Source organism: Streptomyces sp. DT190 (genome assembly GCF_049846985.1).
Taxonomy (GTDB): domain Bacteria; phylum Actinomycetota; class Actinomycetes; order Streptomycetales; family Streptomycetaceae; genus Streptomyces.
In genome coordinates this window covers 773605-784922 of the sequence record NZ_JBNCNM010000001.1, presented here as the reverse complement: position 1 = coordinate 784922, position 11318 = coordinate 773605, and the positions used below count along the sequence as shown (strand labels likewise).

At 72.5% G+C, this 11318-nt stretch carries 9 protein-coding genes and 1 pseudogene; 6 read left to right on the top strand and 4 right to left on the bottom strand.

Translation table 11 applies throughout. The features are described from left to right. Both ACPXCS_RS03360 and ACPXCS_RS03355 read left to right on the top strand, forming a co-directional pair. Window positions 1-1089: cbb3-type cytochrome c oxidase subunit I (locus ACPXCS_RS03360; RefSeq protein ID WP_425970893.1), on the top strand; the 1089-nt coding region annotated here is incomplete at its 5' end. Continuing rightward, window positions 1086-1436 carry a hypothetical protein gene (locus ACPXCS_RS03355; protein WP_425946407.1) on the top strand — a complete coding sequence of 117 codons (351 nt, stop codon included), beginning with the start codon at window positions 1086-1088 and terminating at the stop codon, window positions 1434-1436. The genes ACPXCS_RS03360 and ACPXCS_RS03355, both read left to right, overlap by 4 nt. Before the next feature lie 5 nt (window positions 1437-1441). Here the strand turns inward: ACPXCS_RS03355 and ACPXCS_RS03350 are convergent, their stop codons facing one another. Then, a complete protein-coding gene (locus tag ACPXCS_RS03350) occupies window positions 1442-2323 on the bottom strand; it encodes an NAD(P)-dependent oxidoreductase (RefSeq protein WP_425946406.1) in 882 nt (293 codons plus the stop codon). Window positions 2324-2474: 151 nt separating this feature from the next. Here ACPXCS_RS03350 and ACPXCS_RS03345 point away from each other — a divergent pair, with 151 nt between their 5' ends. Next, window positions 2475-3461 carry a GlxA family transcriptional regulator gene (locus ACPXCS_RS03345; RefSeq protein WP_425946425.1) on the top strand — a complete coding sequence of 329 codons (987 nt, stop codon included), beginning with the start codon at window positions 2475-2477 and terminating at the stop codon, window positions 3459-3461. A gap of 1 nt (window position 3462) precedes the next feature. Here ACPXCS_RS03345 and ACPXCS_RS03340 read toward each other — a convergent pair whose 3' ends face one another. Then, the gene (locus tag ACPXCS_RS03340) at window positions 3463-4122 is read right to left on the bottom strand and encodes a TetR/AcrR family transcriptional regulator (protein WP_425946405.1); all 660 of its coding nucleotides are present in this window, start codon (window positions 4120-4122) and stop codon (window positions 3463-3465) included. 200 nt (window positions 4123-4322) lie between these two features. On the opposite strand from ACPXCS_RS03340, the gene ACPXCS_RS03335 reads away from it, so the two are divergent. Further along, window positions 4323-5573, top strand: coding sequence for a YncE family protein (locus ACPXCS_RS03335; protein WP_425946404.1), 1251 nt, complete (start codon window positions 4323-4325; stop codon window positions 5571-5573). On the opposite strand, the pseudogene ACPXCS_RS03330 reads toward ACPXCS_RS03335, so the two are convergent. Both ACPXCS_RS03330 and ACPXCS_RS03325 read right to left on the bottom strand, forming a co-directional pair. Further along, a pseudogene (locus ACPXCS_RS03330) lies at window positions 5566-7424 on the bottom strand (endoglycosylceramidase). The gene ACPXCS_RS03335 and the pseudogene ACPXCS_RS03330 overlap by 8 nt on opposite strands. An 81-nt stretch (window positions 7425-7505) precedes the next feature. Further along, window positions 7506-9485, bottom strand: a complete 1980-nt coding sequence (locus ACPXCS_RS03325; protein WP_425946403.1) for a GTP-binding protein — start codon at window positions 9483-9485, stop codon at window positions 7506-7508. Window positions 9486-9677: 192 nt separating this feature from the next. Here ACPXCS_RS03325 and ACPXCS_RS03320 point away from each other — a divergent pair, with 192 nt between their 5' ends. Together ACPXCS_RS03320 and ACPXCS_RS03315 are read left to right on the top strand one after the other, a co-directional pair. Further along, window positions 9678-10784, top strand: a complete 1107-nt coding sequence (locus ACPXCS_RS03320; RefSeq protein WP_425946402.1) for an XdhC family protein — start codon at window positions 9678-9680, stop codon at window positions 10782-10784. Between the two features lie 127 nt (window positions 10785-10911). Then, window positions 10912-11244, top strand: coding sequence for a putative quinol monooxygenase (locus ACPXCS_RS03315; RefSeq protein ID WP_425946401.1), 333 nt, complete (start codon window positions 10912-10914; stop codon window positions 11242-11244). Window positions 11245-11318: the final 74 nt, after the last annotated feature.

Here is an 11318-nt window from a genome sequence, read left to right as displayed (position 1 = left end):
CCCGGCATGACGATGTTCCGCATGCCGATCTTCACCTGGAACGTGCTGCTGACCGGTGTGCTGGTCCTGCTCGCCTTCCCGGTCCTGGCCGCGGCCCTGTTCGCCCTGGAGGCGGACCGCAAGTTCGGCGCCCACATCTTCGACTCCGCCAACGGCGGCGCGTTGCTGTGGCAGCACCTCTTCTGGTTCTTCGGCCATCCAGAGGTGTACATCATCGCCCTGCCGTTCTTCGGCATCATCAGTGAGGTCATCCCGGTCTTCTCCCGCAAGCCGATGTTCGGCTACACGGGCCTGATCGGCGCGACCATCGCGATCGCGGGCCTGTCCGTGACGGTGTGGGCGCACCACATGTACGTCACCGGCGGTGTGCTGCTGCCGTTCTTCTCCTTCATGACGTTCCTCATCGCGGTCCCCACCGGTGTGAAGTTCTTCAACTGGATCGGCACCATGTGGAAGGGCTCGCTGTCCTTCGAGACCCCGATGCTCTGGGCCACCGGCTTCCTGATGACGTTCGTGTTCGGCGGGCTGACGGGGGTGCTGCTGGCCTCGCCGCCGCTCGACTTCGCCGTCTCCGACTCGTACTTCGTGGTGGCGCACTTCCACTACGTCATCTTCGGGACGGTGGTGTTCGCGATGTTCTCCGGCTTCCACTTCTGGTGGCCGAAGTTCACCGGCAGGATGCTGGACGAGCGCCTGGGCAAGATCACCTTCTGGACGCTGTTCACCGGCTTCCACGGCACGTTCCTGGTCCAGCACTGGCTGGGCGCCGAGGGCATGCAGCGGCGGATCCCCGACTACCTGGCGGTGGAGGGCCTGACGACACTCAACACCCTGTCGAGCGTCTTCTCGTTCCTGCTCGGGATGTCGATGCTGCCGTTCTTCTACAACGTGTGGAAGACGGCCCGGTACGGCGAGCGGGTCGCGGCCGACGACCCGTGGGGCTACGGCCGTTCCCTGGAGTGGGCCACCTCCTGCCCGCCGCCGCGGCACAACTTCGTCGCCCTGCCCAGGATCCGCAGCGAGTCCCCGGCGTTCGACCTGCACCACGCGGCCGTCGCGGCGGCGGACCGGGAGCTGACGCTCCGATGACCGCGACGGGCGAACCCCCCGTGGATCTGCGGGCGTTCCACAACGAGGTCGAGGGTCATCTGCTCGCCGCCGCGGCGCGCGAGGAGGCCCGGTGCGCCGCCGCCCGCTTCGCCGCCGGTCTCGACTGGCTCCCGGCGGCGCAACGGGCCGAGGTGGAGCGGCGGTTCGCGGCGGAGCACCTCGCCCTCGCCCGGGCCTCCTGGGAGCGGACGGCGCGACGCGCTCGGGAACTGCGGGACGAGTACGAGGCCGTGTACCGCGGGCTGCGGGCGCGGTGGCTGGCCGGTTTGCTGCTGGGGCTCGCGCTGGTCGCGGCGGTGGACCTGGCCGTCCTGGCGTCGGGCTGACCCGCTCAGTCCCGCGGGGCCGGGCGCAGTACCTCGATGAGGCTGGCGTAGCTGTCCTGTCCGTGGCCCGCGGCGCTCGCCTTCTCCATCGCGGTCCTCAGCAGCTCGGGCAGGGCGTTGTCGACGCCCCGGGCTCCCGCCGCGTGGATCAGATGGCCGATGGCCGCGATCTGCACGTCGACGGTGGCGTCGTCGCCCGGGTAGCGGCCGGCGTCGACCTGCGGCGCGTACCGGGTGAGGAAACTCGCCACCGCCGTCAGCCAGCGGACGGCGACGGGGGTGTACGCGGCGGCCGGGGTGCCCTCGGCGCCGACCAGGGCCGCGCCGTGCAGCCAGCCGGTCATGGTGGACCACATCAGGCCGAGCAGGGCGGCGTCGTAGAGGGAGGCCAGGCCCGGGTCGGCGCCCAGGTACAGGGGGTCGCCGAGGGCGGTGAGGACCGGGCGATGGGCCTCGAAGACCTGCCGGGAGCCGCTGTAGAGGAACATCATGGCGGGGTCGCCCACGCCGGGTGGGGTGGTCATGACGGCGCCGTCGAGGTAGTCGGCCCCGAGGGAGCCCGCCCACGCGACGGCCTCCCGGGCCTGCTCGGGGGAGCCGGAGGTGAGATTGACCAGGGTCGTGCCCCGCAGCGCCGGGGCGGCGGGGTCGACGACCGTGTGGAGCGCCTCGTGGTCCAGGACGCAGGCGACGACCAGCGGTGAGGCCGCGATCGCCTCCCGGGCGGTCGCGGCCGCGCGGGCGCCGCGCTCGACCAGGGGTCCGGCCTTGTCCGGTGACCGGTTCCAGACCGTGGTCGGGTGACCCTTGTCGAGCAGCGCGGCGGCCAGGGCCGAGCCCATCTGGCCCAGGCCGAGGACGGTGACGGCCTGCTGTGGTGCGGTCATGCTGCAACTCCTCGCGTGTGCAGGGGTGTCCGTGCCGTGATCACGTACGCACACGCTCGCAGGGCGCGGGGACCGGGGACAGTGACAGCGGTGACGGCCGCCACCAAATTCCTGCCATACGCTTCCGGGCATGAGTGCCGGTTCCGTGGCCGTGGTGGTCACCGAGGAGATCGGGGTCCCCTCGTGGGACCTGTACGAACTGAGCATCCCGTGCACGGTGTTCGGCAAGCCGCAGCCCGACCTCGCCGACCCCTGGTACGAGCTGCGGCTGTGCCGGGTCGGAGCCGGGGAGGCGGACGGCCCCGGGCTGAGTCTGCGCACGCCCTACGGTCCGGACGACCTGGTCGGTGCCGACACCGTCGTCGTGCCGTCGGTGCCCGACGCGTGCGTCGAAGAAGGCAGGCCGCTGCCGGTCGAGCTGATCGACGCCCTGCGCGAGGCCCATCGGGCGGGCGCGCGGATGGTGTCCCTGTGCACGGGCGCCTTCGCGCTCGCCGAGGCGGGACTGCTGGACGGGCGGCGTGCCACGGCCCACTGGATGCACACCGCGCAACTGGCCGAGCGCTACCCGAAGGTGGAGGTCGACGCGTCGGTGCTGTACGTGGACGAGGGTGACGTGCTCACCAGCGCCGGGCTGACGGCCGGCCTCGACCTGTGCCTGCACCTGGTGCGGCGCGACCTCGGCGCGCACGTCGCCAACCAGCTGGCGCGCCGCATGGTGGTGCCCGCCCACCGGCCGGGCGGGCAGGCGCAGTTCATCGAGCTGTCCGTGCCCGCCCGTGACGACGAGGGGCTGGCGCCCGTCCTGGCGTGGGCGCGGGCCCACCTGGACCGGCCGCTGACCGTCGCGGACCTGGCGCGCCGGGCCGCGATGAGCCCGCGGACGTTCTACCGGCGCCTCCAGGCGGCCACCGGCACGACTCCGCTGCAGTGGCTCCTGGACCAGCGGCTCGGGCGGGCGCGGTCCCTGCTGGAGTCGACGGACCTGCCCATCGAGAAGGTCGGCGAGCTCAGCGGCCTCGGCACGGCCAACAACCTCCGCCATCACTTCCTGCGGCACCTCGGGGTGTCGCCCGGCGACTACCGCCGGGCCTTTCCCGGGGCCGGGGCCGGCGGGCGCGGGTCCGCCCGGGTCTGACTCAGCCGCCCGGGCTCCAGCCCGGGGGCCGCAGGATGGCGAGGAGCTGGCGGACGAGTTCGTCGACGACCTCGTCCAGGGTGGCGTCCACCCAGCCGGCGCTCCAGTCGTGCAGCAGGCCGTTGACGCTGCCGATGAAGCCGGTCGCCGCGAGGCGGTAGTCGCGCGGGGCGGCCTCCCCGCGCGCGGCGGCCGCCTCGGCCTCGGCGCAGATGAGGTCGACCCAGCCGGCCCGGCGGGCGAGCCGCTGTTCCTCCAGGCGCGGGCTGACGCCGATGATCTCGACGAAGGTGATGCGGATCCGGCGCGGGTCCGCGGCGAGGTTCCCCGCGTAGGCACGGAAGATCGCGGCGGCGCGCTCGACCAGCGGGAGTCCCGCGGCCCCGGCGGCCGCCTCCAGCACCGCCGCCTCGGCCCAGCCGTTGACCTCCAGGTGCAGCGCGGCGAGCACGTCCTCCAGGGTGCGGAACTCCTCGTAGAACTGACGGGTCGACAGCCCGGCCGCCTCGCTGAGCGCCGCGACGGTGGTGGCGCGGAAGCCGGGGGTGTCGCCGAACAGGCCGAGCGCCGCGTCGAGGAACCGCCGGCGCCGCTCGGCCTGCCGCTGCGCGGCGGTCTTGCCGCCGTAACGGCCGGTCGGCGCCCTGAGTCTGCCCGGCACCGCTCTCCCTCCTCGCGCGCGTGATCCTCGTTCGCTCACCGATGTCCGCTCACCGACGTCCGCTCGCCGATGTCCGCTCGCCGATTTTGTCGTGTACGCGGTCTTGTGGTGAAGGCCGCCCCTTCCTTACTTTGCAGTAAGTTCACTCTGAAAGCACGTGTGTTCAGATTCCTCACCCCACCGCAGAGGAGGGATCAGCCATGTCCGTCTTCCGACGACGGCACCTGTGCTCCCTGACCGCCGCCCTCGCCCTGACCACCGCCCTGCCCGCCGCCGCCACGGCGGCCCCGGACTCCCCCGCCGCGCCGCGCGAGGTGCTGTTCGTGGGCAACAACTGGGACGGCACCGCCGATGTCATCGAGTCCGCCGGCGACTTCGCGAGGATCGGCCGGATCAACGTGGTTCCCGACAAGGCCGAGCGGATGGCGGAGATCAACGCCGATCCGATCAGGTGGATCGCCTTCATGACGATCCGCAACAGCGTCGGCGAGGGACACGACCAGTTCGTGGACGACATGTACTCCACACCGGACGGGACGTCGGTGGTCGTCTCGCGGCCCAGCTTCGCCGACGTCGTCTCGATCGACCTGGCCTCCGGGCGGCTCAACTGGCGCTTCCCGGTGTCCGGTTTCCGCGCCGACCACATGGCCGTCTCCCCCGACGGCAAGCGGGTCGCGGTGTCGGCCTCGACCGGCAACGCCGTGCACGTCCTGGACATCGAGACCGGCAGGCAGCTCGGCAAGGCCGCCACCGGCGACAAGCCGCACGAGAACATCTTCACCAAGGACGGCAAGTACATCTACAACATGTCGATCGGCGAGGTGAACACGCAGACCGACGCGCCCTGGCTGGACTGGACGAAGGGCGACCGCCGCATCACCGTCATCGACGCGACCACGTACCAGCAGGTCAAGGTCATCGACATGCGCTCACGCCTGGACGCGATCGGGCTGAAGGACTACTCCGACGCGGTGCGCCCCGCGGTGTTCTCGCCGGACGAGTCGAAGCTGTACTTCCAGGTGTCGTTCTTCAACGGCTTCTTCGAGTACGACCTGGCCACCGACAGGATCACCCGCACGAAGACCCTGCCGAAGAACCCGGCGACCAGCGACGACCGCACCACCTTCGTCAACGACTCGCGCCACCACGGGCTGTCCATGAGCCCGGACGGCAGGAAGCTGTGCGTGGCCGGGACCATGGACGACTACGCCACGGTCGTCGACCGCGCCACCCTCCAGGAGGGACCGCTCGTCACCGCCTCCAAGCCCTACTGGGCCACGGTCAGCGGTGACGGCAGGTCCTGCGTGGTCTCCGAGAGCGGCACCGACCAGGTCACGGCCATCGACTTCGCCACGGGCAGGAAGGTCGTGTCCGTGCCGGTCGGCGACCACCCGCAGCGCGTCCGCCTCGGCCGGGTGGCCGCCGGCTGGACGAGCCCGTCCGCTAACTGACCTCCTCAGCCGCCCAGGCCGACAGTTCGGAGCGGGCGGCGGCGAGCAGGTCCGCCGGGGGAGCCGCCGCCCCGTTGGTCACCAGCGCGTAGTGCAGGACCCCGGAGTCCGGCGCGGTGAGCAGCAGGCGGCGGCTTCCCGTGCCGCCCGGCTCCTCGGCCACCCCGACCGGGGTCCTCGCGGAGTACGCCGGCGGGGCGTGGACGGCGCCCAGATCGGAGACGACGGTGGTGGCGCCGGCCGGGAAGCTCGCCGGCAGGTGCAGCTCGGTGGGCGCCGGGCCGCCGTCGGAGCGCCACAGCAGCAGCCCGTACTGCCCGGAGCCCACCAGCCGCCGCACGTGCGGCAGGGAGCTCGGCACCGGGTTCCAGGTCAGGGTCGTGGCGCCGTCCCGGGAGCGGTCCTCGTAGGTGAAGCCGACGGTCGTGCCGGCCGTGGCGCTCGGGTAGAGGCGGTCCAGCAGCCGGGCGTCCTGGCGCAGCACCGGCCGGCCCGCGTCGTCGAGGCGCACGGCCGACAGGTCCTCGTCGTTCCAGGCGTCGCCCTCGGTGAGGATCTTCCCGGGGTTGCCGTTCATCGGCTCGCGGTGGCGGCCGTTGTAGAGGTCCCACTGCCACTGGGAGCCGGACAGCACGGGTCCCGAGGCCGCCGGGTCGGACCACCAGTCGGCCCCCTTCAGGCGCGAGTCGAGGGCCTGGTACATCGCCTTCAGCACGGTCGGCGCCTTGTCGGAGACGGGTCCCGCGAGCGGGTGCCCGAACTCGCTGACCACCGCGGCCGTGCGCGCCCCGGCGGCGCGGTCCCGGACCGTGCGGAAGTCACCCGCGTACTGGCCGTCGGCCGCCTTGCCCCACATGAAGACACCGGAGATGGCCTTCTGGTCGTAGAAGTGGGTGTTGAAGACGTAGCGGGGTCCGAGCGGGCCGGCGTCCAGCAGGCCGCCCTCCTGCCTCTGGAAGTCGAGGTTGGCGTTCCAGAAGAGGTTCGGCTCGACGAAGGCGGGCTTGTCGTGCCAGCCGGCGGCGTCCATGCGGGCGCGGAACCTCTCGTAGAACGGCCACAGGACGTCCTTCTCCCAGGCGCGGCTGGTCTGCCCGGAGTCGAACACGCCGGCGTGCGGCTCGTTGTAGGGGTCGAAGCCGGCGACGCCCCTGAACCGGTCGGCGCCCAGGTGCTGCCGGATGTACGTCATGGTCTTCTCGGCGGTGGCGAGGAAGGCGTCCTGCACGCCGTGCGCGTTGTGCCAGAAGTCGTACGAGGCGCGCTTCACGGCCTCGTTCTGGGTGATGTTCTGCCCCCAGAACAGACAGATGCCGCAGGACTCGTCGGGGTAGTTCCCGGCGTCCACCGCCCACCGGGGGGCGCCGTCGCCGGTGTACCAGCTGTCGGCGTCGAACAGGTACCGGGAGTAGAGGTCCTGGTGGAAGTCGGGGTAGACCCGGACGCCCGCGTCGAGGAAGGCCCTCATCTGGTCGGTCGCGGCGGCCAGGTAGGCCGTGTCCACCCGACCACGCTCGGGCTCGGCGTACGCCCAGGAGAGCAGGAAGCGGACGGTGTTGCCGCCGCCCAGGGCGCGCAGCGCGGTCGCCGACGTGCGGGCGTCGGCGACCGAGGCGAAGGGCAGGCCCTTGTTCTCCGCGAGTTTGGTCTCACCGGAGACGTTGTAGCCGCGCAGCACGATCTCGCGGCCGTGGGTGTCGGTGAAGCGGCCACCGCGCACGGTGACCGCCGGGTCGTCGAACCAGAGGGAGCCGGGCGGGGCGCGGCGGTGGCGGGCGGGACGCCCGCGACCGACAGGGAGCCGAGGAGGACGGCCAGGACGACCAGGAGTCGCACTCGCGAGATTGGCATGTCCACTACATTCCGGTGATATCAGGACACCGTCAACACCCCTGACTCCGGAGTAAGTTCCCGCTCCCCGGCCGCGCACACTCAGCCGCCGATCCTTCGCGTCACGTTCAGCAGGTACTCCTTCCTGTTCAACGGGTTGTGGTCGGTGCGCGGACGCGCGGGAGGGGTGCCGTGGGTGACCGGCGCGTAGTGGGCGAAGGAGCTCTCCAGCTCGCCCTCGCCCCGGGTCAGCCCCGGCAGCCGCTGTTCGAGGGCGTGCACGCGGGCGGCCGGCACAGTGCCGTGAAGGACGCAGAGCTCGTCCCGGTGGTGCGTCGCCTCCGGTACCGCACCGAGCCCCGCGAGGACGGGCAGCAGGGCGCCCAGGGTGTCGGCCGGGGCCTCGACGCGGAAGCGGTGCAGGGGCTCGTGCACCCGGGTCCCGGCCCGCCGCAGCGCCTCCACGAGCACCAGCGGGGTCACCCCCCGGAAGTCGGCACCCGTGCTCGACATGCTCTTGTCGAACCCCTGGTGGGCGTGGCTCTGCCGGGGCGAGTAGCCGCTGTGGGTCATGGTGACCGTGCAGTCGGGGACCTGCCAGCCGCGCAGCCCCTGCTGGAGGGTCTCGCGCACCGAGTCCTCGACGGCCTTGAAGAAGGCGTACGGCATGGAGCCGAGCTCCACCTCCAGCCGGAAGGCCACGCCCGAGCCGGGCGGGGCGGGCTCGACGCGCAGCCCGACCGTGGCCAGGAACGGGTTCGCATCCTTCTTGTTGAACTCGACCGCGTGTCCCGAGCCGACGACCCGTTCGACGCACAGCGGGGTCGTCTCGCGGAAGGTGACGTCCAGGCCGTACTCGTCGGCGAGCGTGGCCTGGAGGACCTCCTTCTGCACCTCGCCGTAGAGGGAGACGGAGGTCTCCCCGCGGCGTTCGTCGTGGCGCAGGCCGATCAGCGGGTCCTGCTCGGCGAGCTGGGTCAGGGCGAGGTGGAGCGCTCCCCGGTGCGTGTCCGGGCCGGGGACGACGACCGTCTCCAGGGTGGGCGGGGCGAAGAAGTGCCGTCGGTCCGTACGGGGTTCGCCCAGGGCGTCGCCGATCCTGATGTCCGCCAGTCCCCGCAGCCGGGCGATCCGGCCGGCGCCGACGGCGTCCGCCGGGGTGTCGGTGCCGTGCTCGAAGACGCTGATCCCGGTGACCCGGCCCTTCGCCCCGTCGGCGCCGAAGGGGATCCGGTCGCGGACGCGCAGGGTGCCGGAGAACATCCGCGCGTAGGCGATCTTCTCCCCCGCCGGGCCCCGTTCGACCTTGAACACGGTGCCGGACACCGGCCCGTCCGCGTCCCCCTCGGCCGGGGGCAGCAGTTCCTCGATGCCGGACACCAGCGCCCGCACCCCGGCGCCCGTGGCGGCGGAGCCGAAGTAGACCGGGTGGACCCGGGCCTCCCCGGTCCGGGCGACGAGGGACCGGCGCAGGAGGGTGTCGGTCACCTCGCCGCCGACGTACGCGGACAGCAGGGCGTCGTCGTACTCCGTCAGCACGTCGAGGGCGCCTGCCCGGCCGGGCCCCGGTTCGGCGGTGCAGCGTGCCGCGCGGGTGCCGAGGCCGGTGACGGTCCCCATCGGGACGATCGCCGGGGTCAGCCGGGCCGCGATCTCCCGCAGCACGCCGTCGTGGCGCGCGCCGCCGCGGTCGATCTTGTTGACGAAGAGCAGCGTCGGGATGCGCAGCCGCCGCAGCGTCCGCATCAGCACCCGCGTCTGCGCCTGCACGCCCTCGACGGCGGAGACCACCAGGACGGCGCCGTCCAGCACGCCGAGGACGCGTTCCACCTCGGCGATGAAATCGGGGTGACCCGGGGTGTCGATGAGGTTGACGGTCACGCGGTCGAGCGGGAACGACACGACGGCGGACTTGATGGTGATGCCGCGCTGCCGCTCCAGCGCGAGCGTGTCGGTGCGGGTGCTGCCGTCGTCGACGCTGCCGAGTTCGTCGATCACCCCGGCCGAATGGAGCAGCCGCTCGGTCAGGCTGGTCTTACCGGCGTCGACATGGGCGAGAATCCCGAGGTTGAGCAGGTGCACGAAGCGTCATGTCCTTCGAGGAGGGAGTCGTTGCTGACTGGGGGGACATGAACGCGGTGCGCATCCGGCTTCTCCTCGGGACTCGGTGACGTCGTCGTCCCGTGCAGTGCAGCAGACCGGCCCGGCCGGCCACAACGGAATTTGACCGCCGCCGGGGTACCCGGCGGGGTGCCCGACGGAGAGGAGCGGCTCGTGCGTGACGTCCTTCCGGTGCTCGGCGGCTGGTACGCGGCCGGGCTGCCGTTCGGCCTGGCGACGGTCGTCGAGGTCAGCCGCAGCGCGCCCCGCGATCCGGGCGCGGCGATGGCGGTGGGCCCCGGCGAAGAGGTCGTGGGCAGCGTGTCGGGAGGCTGCGTGGAGGGTGCGGTGTTCGAGCTGGCGCAGGAGGTGGTGGCGAGCGGCGCGGCCCGGCTCGAAACCTTCGGCTACAGCGACGAGGACGCCTTCGCCGTCGGGCTGACCTGCGGCGGCGCGATCACCGTGCTGGTGCGTGCCGTGACGCCCGAGCGGGATCCCGCGTTCGGCGCGGTCGCCGATTCCGTCACGGCGGGCGAGCCGGTGACCGTGGCCACGGTCACCGACGGACCCGCGCCGCGCGGGGCGGTGCTCGCCGTCTGGCCGGACCGGGTGCGGGGCACGCTGGGCACGGACGGCCTGGACGCGGCCGTCACCGCGGACGCGCGCGGCGAACTCGCCCTCGGCGCGACCGGCCTGCGGCACTACGGCCCGCGGGGGCAGCGCCGGGAGGACGCCGTCGCCGTGTTCCTGCAGTCCTTCGCCCCGCCCCCGCGCATGCTGGTCTTCGGGGCGATCGACTACGCGGCGGCCGTGGCCCGGATCGGTGACTTCCTGGGCTACCGGGTCACCGTCTGCGACGCCCGCCCGGTCTTCGCCACGCCCCGGCGCTTCCCCGAGGGCGTCGAGGTGATCGCCCAGTGGCCGCACCGCTACCTGCGCGACACGGACACCGACGACCGCACGGTGATCTGCGTCCTCACGCACGACCCCAAGTTCGACGTGCCGCTGCTGACGGAGGCCCTGCGCCGGCCGGCCGCGTACATCGGGGCGATGGGCAGCCGCCGGACCCACGACGACCGGACCGCGCGGCTGACCGAGGCCGGGCTGTCCGGGCGCGAGCTGGCACGGCTGCGCTCACCGGTCGGTCTCGACCTGGGCGCCCGTACGCCCGAGGAGGTGGCGGTGTCCGTCGCCGCCGAGATCGTGGCGCTGCGCTGGGGCGGCACCGGCGCGCCGCTGTCCGCGACGGAGGGGGCCGTACATCCGCACCGGCCCTCCTGACCACCGAGGACACTCCCCGTCCCGCCGCCGGAACCGGGTCCGTACGACCGTGTCGCCCCACCGGCACATCCAGCACATCCCCCACACCAGCACACCAGCACACCAGCACACCAGTGAAGGGCATCTCATGATCTTCATCACCGCCAAGTTCCCGGTCCGGCCCGAGGACGCCGACCGCTGGCCGGAGATCGCCGCCGATTTCACCCGGGCCACGCGCGCCGAACCCGGCTGCCTGTGGTTCGACTGGTCGCGCAGCGTGGACGAGCCGACGGAGTACGTCCTGGTGGAGGCCTTCCGCGACGAGGCGGCCGGAGCCGCGCACGTGCAGTCCGCGCACTTCAGGGCGGCGCAGCGGACGCTGCCTCCGCATCTGGCCGAGACGCCGCGCATCGTCAACGCGAACGTGGCGCAGGACGACTGGTCGCCCCTCGGGGAGATGGCGGTGCCGGAACAGGAGTAGCTCCCGGTACGGACCGGCCATCGGCGCGAGCCGCAACTCGTGGCGGACCGGCTCTTGCCTCGCGCGGCGGGCAT